General features: G+C 58.7%; 32 protein-coding genes. 3 read left to right on the top strand and 29 right to left on the bottom strand.

The window, feature by feature from the left end:
* Positions 1 to 187: 187 nt before the first annotated feature.
* The 18 genes from ACQY8Q_RS26555 to ACQY8Q_RS26470 all read right to left on the bottom strand — a co-directional run bounded on the left by ACQY8Q_RS26555 (position 188) and on the right by ACQY8Q_RS26470 (position 10376).
* Entirely contained in the window at positions 188 to 1489 is a 1302-nt protein-coding gene (locus ACQY8Q_RS26555; RefSeq protein ID WP_428429528.1) for a phage minor head protein, read from the bottom strand.
* Positions 1490 to 1491: 2 nt separating this feature from the next.
* Positions 1492 to 3069: a DUF935 domain-containing protein gene (locus ACQY8Q_RS26550; RefSeq protein ID WP_428429527.1), complete on the bottom strand. Its 1578-nt coding sequence runs from the start codon at positions 3067 to 3069 to the stop codon at positions 1492 to 1494.
* The gene (locus ACQY8Q_RS26545; RefSeq protein ID WP_428429526.1) at positions 3066 to 4736 is read right to left on the bottom strand and encodes a terminase large subunit domain-containing protein; all 1671 of its coding nucleotides are present in this window, start codon (positions 4734 to 4736) and stop codon (positions 3066 to 3068) included. Before ACQY8Q_RS26545 ends, ACQY8Q_RS26550 begins: the two co-directional genes overlap by 4 nt.
* Entirely contained in the window at positions 4733 to 5056 is a 324-nt protein-coding gene (locus ACQY8Q_RS26540; RefSeq protein ID WP_428429525.1) for a hypothetical protein, read from the bottom strand. The genes ACQY8Q_RS26545 and ACQY8Q_RS26540 overlap by 4 nt, the downstream gene beginning before the upstream one ends.
* On the bottom strand, positions 5053 to 5634 hold the full coding sequence (locus ACQY8Q_RS26535) for a DUF3486 family protein (protein WP_428429523.1): 582 nt from the start codon (positions 5632 to 5634) through the stop codon (positions 5053 to 5055). Before ACQY8Q_RS26535 ends, ACQY8Q_RS26540 begins: the two co-directional genes overlap by 4 nt.
* 2 nt (positions 5635 to 5636) lie before the next feature.
* Entirely contained in the window at positions 5637 to 5951 is a 315-nt protein-coding gene (locus ACQY8Q_RS26530; protein ID WP_428429522.1) for a hypothetical protein, read from the bottom strand.
* Positions 5948 to 6325 carry a DUF2730 family protein gene (locus tag ACQY8Q_RS26525; protein WP_428429521.1) on the bottom strand — a complete coding sequence of 126 codons (378 nt, stop codon included), beginning with the start codon at positions 6323 to 6325 and terminating at the stop codon, positions 5948 to 5950. Before ACQY8Q_RS26525 ends, ACQY8Q_RS26530 begins: the two co-directional genes overlap by 4 nt.
* Entirely contained in the window at positions 6286 to 6507 is a 222-nt protein-coding gene (locus ACQY8Q_RS26520; protein WP_428429520.1) for a TraR/DksA C4-type zinc finger protein, read from the bottom strand. The genes ACQY8Q_RS26525 and ACQY8Q_RS26520 overlap by 40 nt, the downstream gene beginning before the upstream one ends.
* Positions 6507 to 6905, bottom strand: a complete 399-nt coding sequence (locus tag ACQY8Q_RS26515) for a hypothetical protein (protein ID WP_428429519.1) — start codon at positions 6903 to 6905, stop codon at positions 6507 to 6509. The genes ACQY8Q_RS26520 and ACQY8Q_RS26515 overlap by 1 nt, the downstream gene beginning before the upstream one ends.
* Positions 6906 to 6912: 7 nt before the next feature.
* Complete coding sequence (locus ACQY8Q_RS26510; protein WP_428429518.1) at positions 6913 to 7635, bottom strand: TIGR02594 family protein; 723 nt, start codon at positions 7633 to 7635, stop codon at positions 6913 to 6915.
* Between the two features lie 99 nt (positions 7636 to 7734).
* Positions 7735 to 8139: a helix-turn-helix domain-containing protein gene (locus ACQY8Q_RS26505; protein WP_428429516.1), complete on the bottom strand. Its 405-nt coding sequence runs from the start codon at positions 8137 to 8139 to the stop codon at positions 7735 to 7737.
* The gene (locus ACQY8Q_RS26500; protein ID WP_428429515.1) at positions 8132 to 8401 is read right to left on the bottom strand and encodes a hypothetical protein; all 270 of its coding nucleotides are present in this window, start codon (positions 8399 to 8401) and stop codon (positions 8132 to 8134) included. Before ACQY8Q_RS26500 ends, ACQY8Q_RS26505 begins: the two co-directional genes overlap by 8 nt.
* A complete protein-coding gene (locus tag ACQY8Q_RS26495) occupies positions 8402 to 9049 on the bottom strand; it encodes a phage protein GemA/Gp16 family protein (protein WP_428429514.1) in 648 nt (215 codons plus the stop codon). It abuts the gene before it with no gap.
* Positions 9046 to 9240 (bottom strand): hypothetical protein, encoded by a 195-nt coding sequence (locus tag ACQY8Q_RS26490; RefSeq protein WP_428429512.1) that lies wholly within the window; start codon positions 9238 to 9240, stop codon positions 9046 to 9048. The genes ACQY8Q_RS26495 and ACQY8Q_RS26490 overlap by 4 nt, the downstream gene beginning before the upstream one ends.
* Entirely contained in the window at positions 9237 to 9491 is a 255-nt protein-coding gene (locus ACQY8Q_RS26485) for a hypothetical protein (RefSeq protein WP_428429511.1), read from the bottom strand. The genes ACQY8Q_RS26490 and ACQY8Q_RS26485 overlap by 4 nt, the downstream gene beginning before the upstream one ends.
* Positions 9491 to 9823, bottom strand: coding sequence for a hypothetical protein (locus tag ACQY8Q_RS26480; RefSeq protein ID WP_428429510.1), 333 nt, complete (start codon positions 9821 to 9823; stop codon positions 9491 to 9493). The genes ACQY8Q_RS26485 and ACQY8Q_RS26480 overlap by 1 nt, the downstream gene beginning before the upstream one ends.
* Positions 9823 to 10083, bottom strand: coding sequence for a hypothetical protein (locus ACQY8Q_RS26475; RefSeq protein WP_428429508.1), 261 nt, complete (start codon positions 10081 to 10083; stop codon positions 9823 to 9825). Before ACQY8Q_RS26475 ends, ACQY8Q_RS26480 begins: the two co-directional genes overlap by 1 nt.
* Positions 10083 to 10376: a hypothetical protein gene (locus ACQY8Q_RS26470; protein ID WP_428429507.1), complete on the bottom strand. Its 294-nt coding sequence runs from the start codon at positions 10374 to 10376 to the stop codon at positions 10083 to 10085. Before ACQY8Q_RS26470 ends, ACQY8Q_RS26475 begins: the two co-directional genes overlap by 1 nt.
* 77 nt (positions 10377 to 10453) lie before the next feature.
* Here ACQY8Q_RS26470 and ACQY8Q_RS26465 point away from each other — a divergent pair, with 77 nt between their 5' ends.
* Positions 10454 to 11236, top strand: a complete 783-nt coding sequence (locus ACQY8Q_RS26465) for a hypothetical protein (RefSeq protein ID WP_428429505.1) — start codon at positions 10454 to 10456, stop codon at positions 11234 to 11236.
* A 13-nt stretch (positions 11237 to 11249) separates the two neighbouring features.
* Here ACQY8Q_RS26465 and ACQY8Q_RS26460 read toward each other — a convergent pair whose 3' ends face one another.
* The 11 genes from ACQY8Q_RS26460 to ACQY8Q_RS26410 all read right to left on the bottom strand — a co-directional run bounded on the left by ACQY8Q_RS26460 (position 11250) and on the right by ACQY8Q_RS26410 (position 19069).
* The gene (locus ACQY8Q_RS26460; protein ID WP_428429886.1) at positions 11250 to 11861 is read right to left on the bottom strand and encodes a DUF3164 family protein; all 612 of its coding nucleotides are present in this window, start codon (positions 11859 to 11861) and stop codon (positions 11250 to 11252) included.
* 182 nt (positions 11862 to 12043) lie between these two features.
* Positions 12044 to 12355 carry a hypothetical protein gene (locus tag ACQY8Q_RS26455; protein WP_428429504.1) on the bottom strand — a complete coding sequence of 104 codons (312 nt, stop codon included), beginning with the start codon at positions 12353 to 12355 and terminating at the stop codon, positions 12044 to 12046.
* The gene (locus ACQY8Q_RS26450; RefSeq protein ID WP_428429503.1) at positions 12352 to 12765 is read right to left on the bottom strand and encodes a transcriptional regulator; all 414 of its coding nucleotides are present in this window, start codon (positions 12763 to 12765) and stop codon (positions 12352 to 12354) included. The genes ACQY8Q_RS26455 and ACQY8Q_RS26450 overlap by 4 nt, the downstream gene beginning before the upstream one ends.
* Positions 12762 to 13391: a hypothetical protein gene (locus tag ACQY8Q_RS26445; protein WP_428429501.1), complete on the bottom strand. Its 630-nt coding sequence runs from the start codon at positions 13389 to 13391 to the stop codon at positions 12762 to 12764. The genes ACQY8Q_RS26450 and ACQY8Q_RS26445 overlap by 4 nt, the downstream gene beginning before the upstream one ends.
* Positions 13392 to 13393: 2 nt before the next feature.
* Complete coding sequence (locus ACQY8Q_RS26440) at positions 13394 to 14143, bottom strand: AAA family ATPase (protein WP_428429500.1); 750 nt, start codon at positions 14141 to 14143, stop codon at positions 13394 to 13396.
* A 60-nt stretch (positions 14144 to 14203) separates the two neighbouring features.
* Positions 14204 to 16417 carry a DDE-type integrase/transposase/recombinase gene (locus tag ACQY8Q_RS26435; protein WP_428429499.1) on the bottom strand — a complete coding sequence of 738 codons (2214 nt, stop codon included), beginning with the start codon at positions 16415 to 16417 and terminating at the stop codon, positions 14204 to 14206.
* Positions 16418 to 16538: 121 nt separating this feature from the next.
* Positions 16539 to 16733: a hypothetical protein gene (locus ACQY8Q_RS26430; protein ID WP_428429498.1), complete on the bottom strand. Its 195-nt coding sequence runs from the start codon at positions 16731 to 16733 to the stop codon at positions 16539 to 16541.
* Positions 16726 to 17361, bottom strand: coding sequence for a hypothetical protein (locus ACQY8Q_RS26425; RefSeq protein WP_428429496.1), 636 nt, complete (start codon positions 17359 to 17361; stop codon positions 16726 to 16728). The genes ACQY8Q_RS26430 and ACQY8Q_RS26425 overlap by 8 nt, the downstream gene beginning before the upstream one ends.
* A gap of 1 nt (position 17362) precedes the next feature.
* Positions 17363 to 17827: a hypothetical protein gene (locus ACQY8Q_RS26420; protein ID WP_428429494.1), complete on the bottom strand. Its 465-nt coding sequence runs from the start codon at positions 17825 to 17827 to the stop codon at positions 17363 to 17365.
* Complete coding sequence (locus tag ACQY8Q_RS26415; RefSeq protein WP_428429493.1) at positions 17824 to 18699, bottom strand: ParB/RepB/Spo0J family partition protein; 876 nt, start codon at positions 18697 to 18699, stop codon at positions 17824 to 17826. The genes ACQY8Q_RS26420 and ACQY8Q_RS26415 overlap by 4 nt, the downstream gene beginning before the upstream one ends.
* A 64-nt stretch (positions 18700 to 18763) precedes the next feature.
* Entirely contained in the window at positions 18764 to 19069 is a 306-nt protein-coding gene (locus ACQY8Q_RS26410; RefSeq protein WP_428429491.1) for a helix-turn-helix domain-containing protein, read from the bottom strand.
* A gap of 249 nt (positions 19070 to 19318) precedes the next feature.
* On the opposite strand from ACQY8Q_RS26410, the gene ACQY8Q_RS26405 reads away from it, so the two are divergent.
* Both ACQY8Q_RS26405 and ACQY8Q_RS26400 read left to right on the top strand, forming a co-directional pair.
* A complete protein-coding gene (locus tag ACQY8Q_RS26405) occupies positions 19319 to 20017 on the top strand; it encodes a LexA family transcriptional regulator (protein ID WP_428429490.1) in 699 nt (232 codons plus the stop codon).
* A 7-nt stretch (positions 20018 to 20024) separates the two neighbouring features.
* Complete coding sequence (locus tag ACQY8Q_RS26400) at positions 20025 to 20549, top strand: hypothetical protein (RefSeq protein WP_428429489.1); 525 nt, start codon at positions 20025 to 20027, stop codon at positions 20547 to 20549.
* Positions 20550 to 20776 lie beyond the last annotated feature (227 nt).

Here is a 20776-nt window from a genome sequence, read left to right as displayed (position 1 = left end):
GTCACCGGCCATCTACCGTGCCTCACTGTCCTCCTGTGCCCCTCCTGACCGACGTTTGAAACTTGGCTGCTGAAATGCTATCTTGCCGTTGTGGCCGTCATGGCAACCGGGAAATCGCAGGTCCGGTTGGGTGCTTCGTCGAAAGGCGATCCACTCTTACGGGGAAAGTGGCGTACCCCCTTGACGGTCACAGGACACCCCAGATCACCCGGTAGAAATTCACATCGAGAAGCATGTGCCGCTCGACGGTTCCCGCCGTCCGGATCGAGTTGGCGATGATCGTCTCGGCCTTGCCGCTGGGTGGGCGCACCTTCTCGGCAAAGTCGAGCCGCACGACGATCTTGCCGCGATCGCCGCCGGGTGTCCCGAACACATACAGCATGCCGTTGTCGCGCAGATCGAGCAGCACGGCCTGCGGATCGGCGATCAGCTCCGGCAGCTGGCGTAGCAGCGCCATCGGTACCGACCGGCCTTTCGCACCCTTGAAGTCGCGGAGCATATGTCGAGTGGTCTTTGCCGAAAGCGTGATGGCAGCACTTTGCGGCTCGATGCCAGCAAGGCGCAATCCAGTCAGCACCTCGCGATCGAGGACGCCGGCCACTACCGTCGATGGTTCGATTGCGCCGCCGCCCGCCGCTTCGTCGAACCATTTTGGAAACTCGGAAGCTGACGGCCGCTGCAGCCAATCGGGCACGCGGGCAGCTTGCGCCGCCATATCGACAGGCGCATTGATCAGCTTCTCCGCCGCCTTCAAGGCGCTGTAGCCTTCCTTGCCGGGATTGTATGCCCAGCCCGGATCGATGCCATCGGGAACGCGGACGATCTCGCCAGTGCGCCGATTGACGAAATTGCGGAACGTGTTTTCCGGCGGGTCGAAATTGAGCTTTTCGCCCTGGCGCTGGAGCCGGTCGATATCGCGCTGCGAGAGGCTCTGCAGCGTACAGCGGCATCCCCAACCGCAAGGCGGTGCCCATAGGTTCCAATAGGGATGATCGACGGGCAAAACCAGATTATGCCGCAGTTTATGCAACGGCCGGACATGGTCGTCGGCCATGGTGACGTAGCGCAGAAACGGCCGCGCCACCTTATTGCGCTCGAAGCTTGCCCAGTGGCCAGCAGCATAGGAAACGCGCATGTTGACGTTGAAGATGGTTTCGAGGCGGCGGGTGCTGCCGAGCTGCGCCGCGACCAAGTCGCCGCTCAGCGGGTCCGTCACCAGCTTTTTGCCCCACCATCCCTTGGCTTCAAGGACCGGTTGAAGCTCCTTTGAAAACTGCCGGAGCGTTCGCCCCTCGGCGATCGCGCGCACCATGGCGGCGTCGATATCGCCCAGGACGTCAAACCCGGCCGACTTGGCGACCGTAAACTGTGTTGCGTGTTCGGCCTCGAACAGATCCTGCCAGGAGAAACTTTCCGTCAGCCGGCCGCGACGGGCCTCATAGGCTGCGATGGCATCCTTTGGTGCGAGGGGCTTGATTTCGATTCCCACGCTCAAGCCCCGCTGATGTCTTCGTCATACTCGCCGGCTAGGCGGCTGGCGAAGGCGGCGCGCGCGAGCGTGTCGGCAAGCACGGTGACATCCATGGACGCGAAATGGTCCGCCAGCAGGCCTCGGGCTTCTTCCAACGTGGCAGCGCCCGCGATCTTCTCTTCCAGGCCGTTAATCATCGGAGCAACCATCGGCTCCCAGTCCTCCGACACGATCGCGTCGACAGAGCGGTCGATCGCGTCCTTTGCGCCGGCGGTTGAAGCGACGCGGTGAGCGGCGCGGATCTTCGGCGGCGTTGGCTTCGTCTTGTCAGCTGACGGATCGTCTTCCATCAGCTCGGGCTTCGCGCCGCCCTGGAGCAGCTCCTCGCCTTCCTTCGGCGTAGGCACACCGATCTTGCCGCCGATGAAGGCCATGCCAACCTTGCCGCCCAGGCCAACATAGATCTCGACGTTCTTCATGAATTTTTCGGTGTCCATCTCCTCCGGCCGGCCGATCTTGATTTTCGGATAAGCTTTCTGTGGTCCCTTGTTCAGATCTATGTACGGCTTGACCAGGTCGCGATTTAACGATGCCGCCGTTTGCTTTGCGTCCGATCTCTCTATGTCGCTCTTCGTGCCGTTGTGAACCTTGCCGACAGCATAGCCGCCCGCGATCGCATCCGTGGTCCCGGTTTGCCCGAGGACCACCTTTGACACCTGCCGATCGAGCCAATCAGAACGGCGTTCATAGAGTTCGAGGCTTCCGGAAACATCGGCCTTGATGAACTCGACCGTCATCGACTGCGGAACGATCGCCGCATAATCCGTGCCGATATTAATCACGGCTTCAAGCAAGACATCCTTGTCTTTCTCTGATGCCCCTTCGCCCCATTTCCCTAGCCTGAGCGGCTGGCCGTATGCCTCACAGAAAATCGCCCAGTCCTTGCCGGTGAACGACTTGAACAGATAGGTCCAGCAAACAGCACGCGCGATGCCGCCTCGGATCGGCAGACCGGATTTGGCCTTCGCCGTATGGAAGATCCACTTATACGGCGCGAGCGGCAGGTCAGCGCCGTTGTCGCGCAGCAAAGGTGTTTCGCCGTCCTCGGGGGAAAACCGGAACCAACGTGGATCCCGCCACTTCAGCTCACGGGGCTGCCACTGGCTTTCCGAGGTCTCCCATAAGATTTCGGTTCCGGAGAATCCCTTGCCCACAGCATCGAGGACATCGATCAGCTCGGTTTCGAATGCGTCGCGAGCGACGAACTTACGGATCATGTCGGCATTGTCGACATCGACGGCCTTTTCGCTGGCCGGTTCGACGGTGATTTCAAGTCCTGCCACCTGTTGCTTGCGGGCACTGAGTACGCCCGCATAATGGAGATCGCGCTCCTCCATATCTTCAGCGAGCGTAAGGTATGCCTCCGGATCTCCATTCACGCTGGACTTCAGCAAGCGTGCGAGCCGAACCGGAGTGAGGTTCGACGCCTCGTCATGAGTGCGCGGACGGCGAATACTGCCGGTGGTGACAGTTGCCTGTTCCTGTTTCAGCGCCGCTGTGCTGATAGGGTTTCCCCACTGGTCGATGAGTTTCGTCAATGGAATGTTCCTCCGGCTCCACGCATGGAGCGCATCCGAAAATTGCTACCTCCCTCGCTTTTCCGCCTTGCGAATTCGCGATCGGCAACGCTCTGCTCGCCACTCGTCCCAGCAGCCGATGCTGACCGATAGCCATACTCATGCCACTGCATGCGGCTGGCAAAGTGGGCCAACGCCAGCGCGATCGCATAGTCGCCGTGCCGTTTTTTGTTGGTCTCGCCCGTCCGCGAATCGGGAATGCTCGGAATGCCTCGGATCACCTTCACCAGGCGGAGATCGGACAGATGGTCATCATTTTTGGAAATGGCGATCGCATCGTCTTCAAACGCCGTTTTAAGGGGCGGCATGTTCACACGATACCAGTCCTGGGAGAACTTGATGGCATGCACCAAACCTGCGGGATGATCCTTGTCGCGCAGGCTGAAATGACGGCCCATGTCTTCTGCGACGGTCCAACCCATGCCCGTAGCATCAAAGGCAGCCCCGACCAGACGCGGCGCGGCCGTCAGCACCGTCTTGGTAATCATCTTCTGTTCGTCACCAGGCACGGCGCGAAGTTCGAAGGTCAGGGCGCTGGTGCGCTTCAGGGTTTTGTCGATCGAGAGCAAGGTACCGACTGACAAGTCGGCTACGCGCGCAAAGTCGAAACCGAAGGCGTGCATCTGGTTCGGGTCCAGCTTTTCCAGCGCTGCTTCCAGGTCGGCCATGAAAGTTGCCAGCAGGCCTTGGCGCGTCAACGCAGGCAGGTGCAGGAAATCGACGGGCAGGTCGAGCGGTAGCACCGGCGCGTCCGATGTCATGCGGGCTTCGATCAGCGGACCGGTCAACCATGCTCCGGTACCCATGGTCGGAATGCAAAACAGTTCCTCGTCCGCGCCGTCGCCGTAAAACTTGATGATGTTCTCGCGCCAGTCGGCCTCCGCCTCGGGCGTCCACGGCTTGTTGGTGACAAGGCAGATGCGCTGGTAAAGGCCTTGCTGCAGCGCTTCGTCGAAATCGATGTGCATATGGTCATAGGACGAGCGGCCGGACAGTATGTCCTGGATCTGGATGTTGAACTCGTTTTCCGTGCCGTTATGGGTCGAGCAGACCACGACCTGGCCGCCCCACATCAGGAACGCCAGTGCCGCCTTCAGCAGCTCCTTCAGGTTATCGACGAAGGCGGCTTCGTCGATCATGACGACGCCCTGCTTGCCGCGCAGCGATCGAGGAGCCGACGACAAACCGATGATTTCGAAGCCGGAAGCAAAGCGAATGCGGAATGCCTGGATCGAGCGGATGCCTTCATCGTCGCTATCGTCGAACAGGAATTCATCCATCTGAAGGGCGGCGGTTGAAAATGCCCGAGCCCACATCGCGCAGGCGTCGATAAACTCGCGGGTCATCTCCTGGCTATAGGAGATGTACATCACATCCATGCCGCCGGCATCCTTGGCGCGGCCGGCGCGCAAAACCGCGTAGGATGCAAATCCCCAGGTGAGACCGATACGGCGGCTCTTCTCGATGAAAAGAACGTGGCAGGTCGAGCTTTCCAGCTTCGCGATCGCGCTGCCTTGGTAGCTCAAAAGCGCCTTCGGCAATCCGACCTGGTCGATGATCTCCGGGAGGACTTCCGTGGATTGGCGACGGATTTCCGCCCACTCTTCCTTTGAAAACGGCGCGCTCATTTATGGGGCCTCGTTTTGTCCAGAGCGAGCCCCTTCTTCTTCCATCTCCGGATGCCATCACGGCAAAGCCAGCATTCACGCGCATCGAGGCGAACCGTGTGGATGCTCAACGTCAACTTTCCGTCAAACCCTTTTGACGGGCTCATCGTGGAACTGGATTGCTCCTCCGCCACTTCGACAACATGACAGTCGTTTTCATCGACGTAACTTTGCCATTCGGCACGCTCTTTCTCTTCGGCGCGCACGGTCATGACGACACCGAAGGCTACCAGCAAAACGACGGCCGGAAGCGCAAAACCGATCACGAGCGAGGGCGTCATTTCTGTACCCCGAGGATCTGCCCGAGGATTGCGTCAGACGTCTCGGCCGACATGCCCTTCGCTTTGGCGACGGCCTGGACGGCTTCGGTGACCTTCTCGCCGAACTCTTTCTCGACCTTTTGCCGGCGGGCGGTGGACGCACCTTGCGCTTGCGTTGCCGACCGTAGAGCGTTCGCCAGCGACATCGCACCCTTGGCATCGATCCCCGCTTCGCCCGCGTTCGTGAGCAGTTCGAAGATGAGGGTTTTGATTGCCTCGGCCGCGATAAGTGTCAGGTCATCGGATGCCTTTGCATCGAACTTGTCGGCGAGTGTGGCGGCAATTTCGCGGGTGTCATTAAGCCGCTGCGTCAATGTCGCCAATTTGATCGAATAGCGATTGAACGCGGTAAAGGAGGGAATGGTGAATTCCAGTTCGCCCCGATACTCCTGCGCGAGGCCTTCGAGCTTAGACACGAAATCTTTGTAGATCTCGGTCTGCGAGCGCTCGCGGTTCTGCAACTCGCCAGCCGCCCAGGCGACGATGGGCGCGCAGGCCTCCGGTAACATTTCAATGCCGGTCAGCCGGCCGCGAGCCATGGTCACTCACCCGGCTCAGAAGGACGCAACACACCGTCGATGGCGATATCGCGCTGAAGGTGCCGACGGCCGCGTTTGGTCAATGTGGCAACCTTGACGGTGCCAGCGCTGACGAGAGTAACGGCTTCCCGCTTTTCAAGATAATCCATCTGCTCGTGTATCCAGATGCGATCTTCGCGAATGGCGAACATCGGCAGGATTTCTTCGAGCATGCTGCTCTCAAGGGTGCCGTTCAACTGTTCCGCAAGTGCCTTCAGAATGACGAGGCGCGCGCGTTCTTTCCTGATCCTGACCCAGTCGATCCCAAGGTTACTCATGTCTTCGCTTGTTCCTTAGCCTGTTCGATCAACAATTGGTTCAACATCTCGCCATTGGCTTTGATGGGCTTCAGGGTCTCATTGAGGGTATCGAGGCGACCGTTGATCTTTTCCATGTTGAGCTCGATGCGATGCTGGGAATCCCGATCGGGCAAGTGTTTCATTTCGTTCTCGATAGTTTGAATGCGCCGATCGTGAGCCTTCAGGTCTTCTCCGTGCCGATCGAGGCGGGCATCGACCTCCTTCTCACTGGAGGAGAAATAACCTTTGGCATGTCCGAGCAGCGCCAACGCAGCCAGGGCAATCGCGAAGTATTGTGAGATCTCGGCAGGCGTCATCGCTGGTATTTTTCCTGTTCCTGGATTGTCTGGCATTCAACGCACCGAACAGCGAAAGATGCGGCTTTCCGGCGCTTTTCCGGAATCGGATCTCCGCACGCAATGCAGATGTCCGATCCCGGCTTTTTGAGATTGGCACGGGCAAGCTCGATGGCCGCCGCGCGCTCCTGTTCCTCTCGCAAGGAAGCGAGATCAAAGGCAGAGTTCGACAGGTCCATCAGCGCATCACAGGTTTCGCACCGCCGCCGCCGCCAGCACCTGGCGAAGAAATGATTTGGACTGCAGGTCTGGCGGCGAGCTTCTGACTGAGGACGTGTGGCTGAAGCAACGTGCCAATCCGGTCGCGATCAGTCTGATCGACCTTCAGTGCCTTCAGTGCGTCAGGTACCGAGGCTATGACGTAGTCAATCGCATGGTCTCTGTCGAAAGCCGTGGCGATCAGCAGGCGGGCACCATTCTGGAGCGCCGACTGCAAAGCTTCACGGTGCTTGGCCTCGATTGATATCCCGGTGTAGCGGCGGACGAGCTCAGTGATGGCGCCGACGAGGGCGACGATCAAAACGATGGCGATTTCCTGCACCGCCGGTGCAAGGGCGTCGAGCAACAACTGTTTCATGGCAACCTCACTTCTCGTTTGCGGAGACCAGCACACCGCCGGCCGTCAGGGTGATGCGGCCGCCGATCGGCGGCTCGGCCGTGGCCGGCCAACGGGTGGCGACCAGCCGCTTCTTTTCGACGCGTGTGATGCTGACGCTGTTCGCTTGGTTGCCGCCGATGATGTGAAAATGGGTGGCATCCTCGCCCAGGTACTCGCCGACATGACCGCCGCCAGGGCGAGTGAAGGTCATCAGCGCACCTAGCGATGGCGTGGTGAGCGCAATACCGAACTTGCTCCAGGCGAGCGCTGAAAGCGGATTTGACGGCAGGATCTCGGAGGGCAGTGTCGCGCCGAACAGATGCGCCTGAAACAGGCCGCACCACGGAATATCATCGTTGGTGTAAAATTTGGCGACCCAGCCGCCGAGCTTCTTTGCCCAGCCCATTATGACAGGGTTCGATTTCGGACCCGGAATTTCCATCAGGCCTTTAAGCCGCTTTGCCTCACGCAACCAGACTGGCGCGATAGAGCCTTTCGGGACCGGCTGATAGATGATGATTTCCGCCTTTGGGTCTTTACGCAGCGCATAGACCGTCTCGCTGTTCGCGGTTCCGGTCACCTTTAGCTCGTTGGCTTTTTGAAACTGCTTCAAACCATCGATAACGGCACGGCCGTGAGCACCGTCACTGGCAGCGGAATAGAAGCCGAACGCCTTCAATCGCGCGATCAACCATTGATCAAATTCCATAAACCGACCCCCGACGAACACCGAAGCGGCGTTCCTGCAGGTCAAGTTTTGGGTGAGTGCGTGCGGAAAGTCCCCGTATCGAAAACGCTACGGCAAGGATTAAAACAGCTTGCCTTGGGGATCGTCTTGTTTGGCGCGATGGCGCTGGACGTGCTGTGCAACGGTCGAGCGAGACAGACCGGTCAACTGCACGATCTTCCCGATTGAATAACCCTTGTCGACCAATTCGGCAATGGTGTTAGCGCGTCGGCGCTTTTCACCTGATAAAGCCTGCGGTATCAGGACCAGCTTGTCCCCGAATACCTCCGCCATGGCGCTGGCGGCTTCCTCGCCAACCAGCTCGACAAGCCAGTGGCCGGGTTTCACCGTGCCTGGAACGTAAATTTGCTGACCAGCCTTTTCCCGACCAAGCAGCAACGCCGCGCGCTCCCCAGCCACATCAGCGATGCGGTTGAGGAGTGGCGTGAACCATGCGCGATCGGGAATAGGCTCGTGGTCAGCCATCAGAGGCAGCGCTCCCTGTGCGTGGATCGGGAACGTTGCGGAGTGTTTCGACGATCGAGTTTCCCAACTTGGTGCGAAAGGCAAAGCGGCAGGTCAGTGTGCCGTTGGCCTTTCGCCAGATCCCGGATGTCTTGCAGAGCCGATGTTCCGACGTGACCAATGCGGTCATCACCGGAGACATCAGCTGCGCTGCCAGCTTTTCGAGCACCTGACTATCGAGCGCCAGTTTCCACGTTTTGTGTGTTCTCTTCCGGCGTGCCATCTAAAGCGCCTTCCGTTTGGCCGCAGCGCGAACCTTGAAGCCGAGCGATTTCGAGACGCTCTGCCAGTCCTTCGGCTTGCAGTCCTGGACGGAGACGCCGGCGATGCCGACCACGGCCGTGTGGAACTCGTGGACGCTGTTGGCATGTGCATTGCCGCCGAGTTTCAGCCATTGCGCCCAGGCGATCTTGAAGCCATCAGCGCGGGCGTAGTCGGGCATGATTGAAGCATCGCTCCAATCAACGCCGCCCTCGCGGCCGAGCCATGCCTTCAGGCCTTCGATAGCTGCACGGGCATCTTTGATCTTGAACAAGAAGCGCGTGTCATCGACCTTGGCCTGACGCTTGACGAAGGCCAGCATGGCGCTGTCATTCCGATCGACGAACACACCGAGGTTATACCCGGCAATCCACATGGCGCGGAGTTTTCCGAGGAACGGGCCCGCCAGCTCCCGCCGACCGTCCGTCGCCTTGGGCCGATGCTGAAATCCTTCCTTGCGGAAAACCTCAACAACCGACTGAAGCTGCGGCTCGGTCATTTTCCGGAGGGACGATTCACCAGTGATGTTGATCAGCTTGGCCCGATAGGTGTCATCATCCATGCCGAGCTGGTTCTTGGCTATATTGATGGCTGCGATTGCGTTGCTCATGACAGCTTCTTCTCCAGTTCACGCGCGATCTGCGAAAGGTTGATGCGGTCGGGGACTTTTCGGCCGTCATCCGTGATGTTGATGACGCGGACGACCAGGTCTCCGCCGACCTCCTGGGTGAGATATCCTTGGGCACTCATCTGCTCGATGAGGAATTCCTCGATCGCGCGGGCATCACGAAAATGTCTCATGCTGTTTCGGTCTCCGGTTCAGAGCGGAAAAACTTGGGGATCCAGACTTGGGAAAAGACGTATCGAAGGGTCCAGCCGTGGGCCTGGGCGACATGCCACCACTCTTCGCGGGTTGCAGGATCATCGAACATGGCGGCGATCGCGTCGGCCGGCTTGTCGCGGAACGTCTTTCCGAGCAACCTGCCGCAAGGCATGCAGAGCGCATACCCCTCGCTGTACGACGGCTTCACGTGGGAAACGGCGGCGTCCATTATTCACCTCCGTCGTCGAGAACGGCATCTACGAGGTTGCCCTCTGCGATCGCCGCGATCAGATCGCCAATCAGCCGATCGACAGTCGTCGCTCTTTTCATCGCGTGCGGCCGGAGCCGCTGCCGAACGTCGAGCGGAAAAACAGAGTGGGTGATGATGCCATGCTTTTCCGCACGCTCAGACCGCAACGCCGACCCTTCGAGTGCGGTCACGTTCTTGGGCTCGATGCCGAGCTTGATGGCTATCTGTCGCGTCGTCAGTTTCTGACGCCGCAAGGCGATGACGGCTTCGGTTTTCGATCGATAGCCGAGGACTGGCTGTGAAGCGCCCATCAAACGGCCACTCCTGTCTTCAGCTTCGCCAGTTCGGCGGAAACCTCGTCATTCAGCGCCTTGGCAGCTACAGCGGTCGGGTTCGGGCAGGCGATCTCGGCCACGATCTCTTGGCAATCCGGTGTGGCAAACACACTGCCGCAGTCGAAATAGGCGCGGGCATAACGACCGGGAGCAATCACCCGCAGGACATCCTTTCCGCAGACTGGGCAATTCGACAGACTGACGACCTTTTTCAGGCGGAGTTTGAACACTTCCATCAAAGGCCCATCTCCTCTGGCGTCTGCTCTGACTGACTGATCTGGCGACGGGCCGAAGCCTTCCAGTTCCCGAGGAGGCCGAAATGGCCGTGCGTGCAGGTGCTGCGGACACCGGCCAGGCGCAGCGAATAGTCACTGCCGCTATCTTGAAAGCTGGCACCCTCGCTGGCGGCTAGTTCCCGCAAGATTGCGTGACCCGCATGACGGGTCTGTGCCGAGGTCATGGTCTGCCTGTCACCGGCGTTGGCGATCTTTTCGTCGATAAGGTTGATGAGACGAGTTAGGTTATTCATCATGCCGCTCCTTTCGCGCTTGCCGCCAATTGAAACCCTGTGCCACCATCAAACTCGGCAGCGAGGGGAATCAGGTAATGTCGAAAATCAACACGGGAGCGTTTGGCGTTGCAGCGGTTGTCGCCTTGTCGGCCGCGATAATTTTTCCCGTTGTTTTTGGGGAGCCGGCGGCCTTTAAGGATCGCGTTGGCGGAGATCCGTGGTGGAACTTCGCCTATAACTTTCAGACGCTCATCACCGGTGTCATTGCTGTTGCAGCTGCTTTTCTGACCGTACGACAGATGCGAATAACGGACGACAAAGCAGATATCCGCCACGAAGATAGTCGCCGGCTCATTCAGTGGGCTACCACCTTGAAGGTCGAGCGGTTGCTTTACCCGCAACTCGATGAGCTTGCTACTACGCTCCTTAAGTTGCAATGGTTGCAATCGAGGGGCCTGCCACCTCTGCCGCTGGACCACGAGTCGAGCGCTGAGTTTATGGAGAAAATTTACGAAACCAGCACTCCGCTCGGCCGTCAATGCCAAGTAATTGATCACATTTTGCGACGACCACCTTTTGCCGAAGCAGCCGAACTCTTCGACGGCCGTCTGCGACTTGCGATTGACATGCTCACAGCTAGCAATTCGGATGTTATTTTTCGAACTGGGCAGGTATTTGAGTACTTCAACGATCTGAGAAACGACGCAAAGCGAAGGAAGTCGGGCGGCATCGTTAGAAAGCGGCCGCAGAGCCATGCCACGTCTGCCGAGCTCAACGCAAAACTCACTCCCGCGGTGACCGCCGCACTGATCAGTTGCCTTAGCGAAGTTGTTGAGGGCCTTCGCAGGTTGGCAAAAATTTACCAGATATCTCTTTAGCATCGCTTCGCCCTCACGCCTTCGCCAGATCGATTGTGATGGCTACCCAACGGGCCTTCACATCCTGGCGGTGATAGAAGCGGACGTATTCCTTCGAGCCGATGACGCGCATCGCGCCCCGGATCGCCTCCATGGCACGCTGCCACCTCTCATCCTCGATCTCGTAACGAAGCAGGGTGAAAATCTCACCGCGATTGATCTGGCCTTCCTTATCTGTGTTGAACGCGCGCTGGACGATCGTCTGGATTTCCGGCCGGCTGTCGGCAGACCATTCCACCAGGCATTCGTCGATCAGGCTCTTGGCGATCTGCAGTTCCGGCCCGAAGTCGATCAAATCGGAAACCTGCACCTGGACTTTCATGAGGCCGTCAAAGGTCTGATAGGTGCGATTGCCTTTCGCGCCGCCCTTGGTCACCTTGTATTCCTGCGCTAGCAGCGCATCGAAGCTGCCAAGGTCGAACATTGTGTAAGCGAGAAACCGGCTGATCTGCGCATTGAGATCGAGCGCATAGGCGATGCACTTGCGAACGGTTTCGTCTTCGAGTTTGTGAGCTGCCTTGATCAGGCTGAGCGGCGTGAAGCCGCCGCGTGCATCGAGCATGCCTTCCCGGCCATTGAAGAACATTGTGCCGGCGGAAGTGGGCGTTACGCCTTGGGCGTTATAAAGCGCTTCCGGTAGGAACCGGCCACGCACGTCCTCGATGTAACGAGCGCCGTCGATCGTGGCGACACGCGGGCTGGATGGCTGCTCTGCGAAAATAGCTACTGTCATGTGCATAAGTCCTTTGAAGAGGCTTTGAAGGGTGTTCAGGCAGCGCCGCCAATGATCGGCCGCGTCGGGAAAGCGACGATGTTGCTGTCGGGAGCGCCAACCGCCTGGGCGACGACGATATTGTGAAGGTCAGCGACGGCACGCCGATCGGCGGCAGCACGCTGGTTCCACCATGTCTTGGAAACCTCGTTTTCGAGGGTAATCGACAGAGAAATGAAGCGGTCGAACTCGCCAATGAATTCTTCCAGTTCGTCACCGGTCAGGACGATGCCGCCATGGCGGGCGTCGGAGAGTTTCCGGCGCGTGACTTTCAGATGGTCGGACAGATAGTCGAGCTTGCTGGTCATGCGTCTTCTCCTTGGGTTTGGGTGCCGGAAATCCGGCTGTGCGGGCAGTTCGAACGGCATGCGCGGTACATCTGGACCCGGTGCGACGACGTTGCCGCGTAGGGCTTTCCCTGCCAGTCCAGGCAGCTATTGCGGGCGAGCTCGCCAAGCGCCGGGCAGATGATCGTTTCCGCCAGGAGCGCGCCGCGCACCATTTCTTCGATGCGGCCGAGGTCGCCGCGATAGTTGTTTGAGAGCACCTGACTGATGGTGGCCGGCGAATAGTCGAGCTGCTTGGCAACGGCCGACTGACTGGAGCGGCCGCAGGCTTCCGCCAGCGCGACGATCCATTCCGGCGGATTGCCCCAGGCGATGCTTGCCTTTGTCAGGTGATCGCCGGCCGAGCGGCCGATCTGAGGGCCACGGTTCATTGGTTGCGCTCCTCAACCAAGAGGTCGCCAACGATCTTCTCGCTGTTCGGATCGTAGATCAGATCGGCACGGTAGCGTTTCGGCGCGCGTGGTCCGGTATTGGCAGAGCCGCGAAGGACAAACACATTCGCGCCGGTACCGTTCTTTCCAGCCTGAAGGATTGCCAGTAGACCGGCGTTCGCGAGGCGACGGCAATATTCCTTGGCACCGCTCGGGCTGACCACGACTTCGTCGGTGCTGGCGTCGATCGCGAGACTGGCGACGGTGAAGCCGGTCGGCTGACGCCGCATGACGTTCCACATCTGCTGTTGCGCCAGTCCCTGCTTGCCTTGCCCACCCTTGCCGGCAAGCGTCGGGGTGTCGCGCTGACGCTTTTCGACCCGGTACGACCGGCCCTTCAGCCAATCGCGTTCGTTGGCGACCGACACGTAACCGGCCGTTACGAGGCGACGAAGAAACTCTTTCAGATTGCGCTCGTGTCCAGGCGAGCAGGCTCCGTCCACGTCGCTGTAGCTGAAGAGCGGCTGTTCGGGCGTGGTCTTTGCAATGATCGTGGCCCAGAAGAAGTCAGCGCCACCACGCAAGGGTTTGTTGCCTTCGACGGAAAGTCTCTGAATCATACCCATGATCAGCGCCCCCGGCGCGGCGCTTGGCCGGTGAAGTAGGTACCCTCGTACTGGCTAAGGCTGATCGCGCTGATCTGGCGTGTCTTGGCAAACTCGGCGATGGCTGCAAGCGTCGTCACGATGCGGGAGGCCACACCCTTGGTCTTGTCGATGACATGCAAGAGCAAGTCGTCTTCAATCTTCAGATTGCGGTGATAGATGCGGGCAAGCGCTTGGGCGTCGGAGAGATCGGAAGAGTTTGCCATTCCGTAGGCGGTGACCCGGTTTTCACACCGCTCGTAGGCCGCAAGCTTTTCCGGCAGTCTTTCTTCGCCGACCAGCAGGATCGGCACACGTGCGCCTTTGTAGATATCGCGCACCAGTTCGATCATGTTTTTATCGATGAGTTTGTCTGCCTCGTCGATAATGATCAGCCGGTTAGGATCATCCTGGAGAAGGCGCAGGGCCATCTTCATCATGCTGGCGATCGTGCCTTTCGGCTTATCGACGTTCAGTTCTTCGAGCAGGCTTTCGATGAATGTTTTGCGGGTCCAGTAGTCGAAGACCTCAAGATAGACCGCATTCAATTTGTTCTGGACGTACGTGCTGGCCTTGCTCTTGCCGTAGCCGGAGCGGCCATAGAAGAGACCGAGGCCATCGACGCCCGCCGGGCGGTGGATGATCTGCTGGGCGACGGAGAGGCATTCGGCCACATTCTTCAGGGGGGCGACCGAACCAAAGCCGGGATTGACATTCTGCACTTGTAGATTCATTTTTAGTCCTCGTTATTGAAAGTTCCTGCCCGTCGGCTGCAACCGGCGGGTATTTCATTTTCAGGTACGCAGTCCCGGCGCCTGATCGCCGAAGTCTTCCCACATGGTCTTCTGGGTTTTGTACTCAGCGCTTGCCCGGTACGATCCGAGCCAGAGCGCTTCTTCGGTTGCGGGCGTATGCCCGGCCGCGATCCGCTCTTCGATCTCGCGGGCTGTCTGGAACCGCTGTGCGGCGGTCGGAGCGCTACGGATCGGCGTCATGTTTCCGGAAGCTGCAGGCGGCGCGAGATCGCGCTCAATCGCCGCCTGCAGTTCCACGATTGCCGCCGACTGTTTGGCGGCTGCATGCACTACCGGAGCGGTCGCTGCGTCCAGTGCGGCGGCAATCTGTGGGGTGGAATGGTTCTCTTCGCGGCGCGGCAACTGGATGACATTGGCGGCAGCGGCTTCGCGCTCGGCCGACTTGCGTTTCGCCAGACGGATGGTCCGCTCGATGCCGGAAGGCCCCTTCAGGAGCTTGCGCACGTCCGCATTGATTTCGCGGGCCCGCTCGCCAACCATGCGGTTGTATTCTTCCTTCTTCGCCTTGACGAAGGCCGGACGGTTGATCTCGGAAAGCTCTGCGCAGATCGCCACGTCCAAATACCGCCCATCATCGACGGCAAAGAGATGGATCTTGCCCATATCGAGCGGGTCGAGCCGAACAAAGACATCAGTACCCGCAAGGATCGAACCGGTGAGGTATTTGAAGTTGTTGAGTTTGATGCCCTGCTTGGTCATCCGGCATATGCCATTCCTTCTGGCTACCGGCATGAGCAGGACGTCCAATGCGCGCTCGTCGATACGGCGGATGACTTCGTTAGACGCATCTGCGGCTTGCTGTGGCGTCAGACCGTTCTTGAGACCGCCGTGCTTGCGGTGGTGGTAGACGTGTTCCAGCCAGTCATCGATATGGCGCTGCAGCTGCTCTGCCGTCAGCGAGACCGAGAACGTTTCATTTTCCGTTTGACCTAACCGGGCGGCAAACGACTTACGGTCTTCGATCGCCTTGCGATCGGCGACATTGTGTCCGACATAACCGGGCAATTGCGGGCAAACTTCATGCTGGAAGGTCTTGATGACGCGCTCAACATGCCCTTTTTGTTCGGGGCTGTAGGCGTCAGAAATATCGACTTCGATATCGACTGCACTGAAAAGGCGCTTCGTTTCGACGGCAACGAAATCGGAGCCGTTGTCGGTCTTGACGATACGGGCAACGCCCCATTTCAGCATCGCCTTGCGCATCATGAGGCCAACGGCCGAGGCGCGCGGTGTCTTGGAGAGCGTAATCACCAGACGACGGGTGGCAATATCAATGCAGGCGTAGAGTGAATGCCGGCCGTCGATGCAAAGCGCGTCCACCGGCGATGCGTCGATCATCCACAAACCGTTGGCCTCTGTGACGTGGCGATAGGCACCGGTCCCGGAGAGTTTCATGGTCGAGCGGTATTTGTCGGGGTTTGTGATCTTTGTCAGAACCACTTTTTCGGTCTGTTTAAGCGTCTTCAAAAACAGTTGGAAAGTGCGGTCAGACGGCAACGGTTTAAGCACGCCCTGGCGGTCAACAAGTTCGGCCCCGAACTCATCTTCGACATAGCCCTTGATCGTCTCTGCAGAAAGAGCCGGGTTTGCGGCCACCCATGCCAGAATGAAGGATTTGACCCGGCCGTCTGCGGCAGTCTCCAGGAGGCCAGAGCCCTTGCGGCATGTGCTGCGATCAACAGCAAGTGCATCATTTGCACCATTGCTCTTGGCCGTGCGCCAACGGAAAACCGAACGCTGCGAAATCTTCGGCAAGAGCTTTTTGACCCATTCTTCCACCTGAAAAAATCCGCCAAGATTGTAGCGGTCGCAAAAGATGAACATCGCGGCCTGGACAGCCATGCGCTGGCCCTGTGCGAACTTTTCGAAGGCTGCGACGATGGCAAGGCGGGCATCCCGCTCGCTGCGGGCGCGGTCGCTGAGGTCGCTGGATATGGCAACGGCTGGCACAGCTTCCGCTTCAGGCAAGCGGCCGGTGACCATATGACGCTGCACATAATCGACCTGTGCGAGGGTCGGCAAAAGGTTGAAATGATATTCAAAGCCGCCGCCGATCGCGTCACGTCGGCGCGCATAGGCCGGGTTTTCGGACCAGTTTTCGCGCTTTGCCCAACGGACGACCGCGCTTTCGGTCGTTGGCAAGCCGGGAAGCGCCTGAGTGGCGATCTCGCGGGCTGTCATCCATTCCTTCATGCGGCAACTCCAAAGAAATTGTGCGCGCCTGCCCCTTGGGAGGACCGGCAGACGCGCTTTCCCTGCCAACCCAGCGCTGGCAGACGCGGGCGAGGAAAAAGGGAATGGTTGAAACCGAGGTTCATTGAGCGCCAGCAAGTTGGGCGATCAGGACAAGGACAGTCACGAAGGCAAAGCCAGTCGGCGCGGAAATCACGGCGAGCGTAACCTTGTTTGCGGCCGGACGTTCCGTCAGCATAAGGTAAAGCGCGAGCACGATCCCAGCGATCCATAGTCCGTAAAGAGCCGCTCCGAGGGCGAACGAATTATCAAGCATCGTACGCTTCCAGTTGTTCGAGGACGGCCCGCAAACGGCTGGTGACATTGCGTCTCGCTTGTTCGCGAACATTCTGTTGAAGCGCCTGTTCCTCCTCATGGATCAAACGATCGGCAATCTCGCGAAGCGTATCTTCGGGCCTCAGGAAAAGCTTTTTGACGGGAGCCGTGAACGCCGAGTGGTCGGCCGTCGTCAGCGGGAGATAAGCTGGATCTGCGATCTCGCGCTTGCGCGCTGCGCGTTCTTCTTTCCCCTTCACTGAGGGCAAATAAGGGTTCAGAAGCTCTTCCGGTGCGTCGCTTCCAATCACGTCCGCCTGTCCGCAGACCACCGTCGAGACGGAAGCGGTTGGCTCTTCCTTGGCGGGGAGCATGGGAGCCTGATCCCCCGCTTTCGGCCGGGTGATGAGGTTCGCCTGGATGGCTCCAACCCAGTGATTGAGAGCGCTCCGGGAGGGAGCTTTAAGGTGAACTTTCCTGAGTTCGGCCGTCAGCTTCTTTTCGATCCAGCTAAGACCGAAGCGAGCATCGGCGGCGTGATCCCAAGCCTCCTGGACAGCGGGAAGCGCTTGGGCTGGCGGATCGATCAGAAACGCGACGAGCGTCTTGTCTACGGCAACGACTTTCATTTCAGCGTTTTCCCTTTCGTTTGGCCGCGAGCAGCTGCCTGCGGGCCTGCATTTCTTCGATGTGATCTTCGATCAGCCGCTCTTCGATTAGCTCGGCGTATTCGTCCTCGATGACCGTCAAGCCGAAGAGACCCGGCACGAAGCCAAGCAGCTCTTTCGCGTTGGTCGCGTGGACCAGACCGATGAAGGCATCGAGCGGAATGCGGTGTTCGTCGCTGGCCTCAGAGGCCCACTTGTCGACCATGCCAGCCGAGACGTTCCGGCCGATATGGCGGCTGATCCGGTCGGCAATATCGGCCCGGCCGACACCGTCATCCTTGGCATCACGAAGTGCTCTTCCAACCAGCCGTGCGATACGGCTGTCGAGGTTGCCGCGACCCGTGACGTCGTCGCCATAGCCAATCGCCACCGGAGGCGGCTGCCAAGCGAACAGGTCTTTCGTGAGTGGGTCGCGGCGCTTGGTCATTTGCGCTTCCGCTCAGCCGTCCAGCGAAGGACTGCGGCCTCATGCAGCTGAAAAAAGCTGTCCTGCTCGGTAGGCTTCAGGCGGGTGAAGCGGTCGGACACCTTCTCCCATGGGGCGCGGACAACAGCGATCGGACGCTCCGCCAGCGCATCAAGCGCCTGCGCAACCGACCCTACTTCTCCAGCAAGAATGAGATCGACGATCTTCGCTTGGCGATCAAACGGCTCACCCGCGAGGCTCAGCAGTTCCTGCTGATTGTCGGCGATGGCATGCAGTGCGATGCGATCGCGAAGTTCTGCCGCAAGGCTTGCAATTTTCAGGGCACGGAAAACGCTGCGCCTTGAAAGGCCAAGTGCATTCTGCGCCGCCTCGGAAAAACTGACAGCGAAAGCCTCGCCGGTGTCAGCCAGTTCGGTGTCAGCAGAATTGAGTGCCAAGTTGGCACTTAATTCGGCAGTGCCAAGTCTCGCTGGCTTGGGGCCCGGTTTTACCTGCGGCTGAGTGGCCTTCTTGATGGCACACCAGTCGGCGATATCGACGCTGCGATCGAGTGCGGTGAGCGATCGGTGGTAAAAATTCTCGGCAATCGTGACAAGCCGGATACCGGCTTCGTTCTTGAAGTCCTCCGGCTGTTTGACGATAGCCGGGAGGGCCGTCCAATTGTTGATTCCTGCAGCCGCGAGGCGGGTCGCTCCGAAGACGAGGCGATAGCGACCGGCCGTCTCGATGACCTCGATCGGCTGACGCTGCCCATGAAGGGCTGTGTTCTCTGCAAGAGCTTGCGCCGCGTCTGGGTGGACCTTTCTGTGGTCGGCCGGCACATCGACGAGCGCGATGGGGATGTTGATAGCGGGGATAAGTTCAGGCTGCATTCGGCTCTCGGAAGTTGGGGAATTGAAGGGCTGTCAGGAAAGCTCGGCCGTTCAGACGGAACCGTCAGGCGGCACTGCGCGAACCGTCAGAAATGGCGGGCGCTTTTGCACTGGTGTTGCAACTCTTGTTGCTGCTAGTCTTTCCCTCGTCGTGACGGCCTTGTGAGTAGCTGTCCGGGAAGAGTTCGCGGAAAGGGACGCCGATCGCTTTAGCAATTGCTTCAGCGCCTCGGCGGCTTGCACCGATGATGCCTTGGCGGCATGCGCTGCTATAAAGGTCGTTGTCGCGTGCAATGCCAGTCAGGGTTTTTCCCTGCCGGCGCACTTCCGCGAGGATCCCGGCCCGGTCCCACTTGTTGGCCTCTTTCATGACTGCTCCTGCATTTGAGGCCTGTGCAAAGGCCTCTTTTTTCGGGGGTAAGTGTTCAAACTCTTGTTGCAACTAATGTCGCACAAAACCGCGAGGATATCAACGCTCGTTCGTGGTTTTGCACGGTCAGACTTAGCACTGCCTCGCACAATTGGACGTTTTCTATTTATTTGTGCGATATCATAGGCTTACTGATCGGCATGGGCGCCATTTCTGACTCTGACCGCAGGTCAGACTTAGGGAAAAGAAATGCCAAACGGTGGAGATCGGTTCTCTGAACGTCTAAAAATCGCAATAGGAGACGAATCAGTAAATGCGTTCGCGAAAAGGTGCGAAATCCCAGAAGCGACGATGAGAAACTATTTCAAAGGCCGCTTTCCCACTGCTGATGTGGCTCTGCTTCTCTCCGATGCTGCAGGCGTAAATTTCGAGTGGCTTGTCGGGGATAGGGGACCGATGCGCCTTGATAGGGGAACCGGCTTGAGCCCGCTCGAGCACCGCCCGCTCCATCAAATCGGGAAGGACGATCCTGATGGCTACACCCTCATCCCTAGGCTCGACGTAAGCGCCTCCGCGGGCAATGGCGTGATCGTTTACGAGGAAAATGCGTTAGATTTCCTAGCCTTCCAGACGGATTGGCTGCGAGCGCGCAACATCCGTGCCGAGTTCGCCAGGATACTAACGGCCAAGGGCGATAGTATGATGGAGACGATCCACGATGGCGACGCGCTCTTAATCGATACTTCAATTAACCACTTCAAAGATAACGCTATTTACGTCTTGATCTACGGTAGCATGGTGCTGGTGAAGCGCATTCACGCGCGGATGAACGGCACCGTTCAACTTATCAGCGATAACCCGCGCTACGCGCCTGAAGAGGTAACAGCCGGTGAGGTTGATCAAATTACTGTTGCCGGCCGCGTTATGTGGTTCGGTCGAACAATGTGAGGAACATATGCAGAAGATGAAGGTGTGCGCTGTTTCTCTCGCGCTCTCTGCCGCAACAGCGCTTCCGGCGGCGGCCGATTGGCAATACACCCGCTGGGGAGCGCCCCAAAAAGAAGTTATGTTGACGCCAGGACAAAATATTCTTGCCACCTCACCGAAGGAACAGGAAGACCTTTCATACGGATATGGTCAGGCGTTGGCCAAGACGACCTACAGTGCTGTTAATACGAAGTTTTCCGTTAGTTTTCTTTTCAGAGAAGATCAGCTTTCGGGGGTCGTGATGTATATGGACGACCGGGCGACTGCCGCTCATGTGGGTGCCCTGTTAGGGGATCAATACGGCAAGGCCGATGAAGACACATCGGAATATGACAATCTCACAAACTGCACGACAGAATCCCGCTCCTGGAGAGATGTGAAGGCCGGAAACGTCATCGCTTTCCGCAGCTGGTTTTGTCCGCAAGCTGGCGGGCCGCAGAACCACTACATAATGTATAGGCCGATCGTTGGAGCTACTGAAACAGGCCTGTAGTCAGCGTGCCCATGGTCAGGGGGTTAGTCTCCGACAATTGTTCTCCTGCCATTTGAACTTGCGCGCCGAATTTTTCTCGCCGCGTAATTTCCTCGGTCAAACCCTTTTGGAATAGGGCTTCTCCCACCAAATACCGCTAAATCCCGGATAATCCCGTCACTGCCATATGAACTTGCGGGTTACACGAACCCCGCCACATTGGAAGGCCTGGCGGATAAGCGGCCGGG

Origin of the sequence: Pararhizobium sp. (genome assembly GCF_965279435.1) — a bacterium.
Taxonomy (GTDB): domain Bacteria; phylum Pseudomonadota; class Alphaproteobacteria; order Rhizobiales; family Rhizobiaceae; genus Pararhizobium.
The sequence above is the reverse complement of the archived record's forward strand: the minus strand, read 5'-3'. Positions and strand labels throughout refer to the sequence as shown.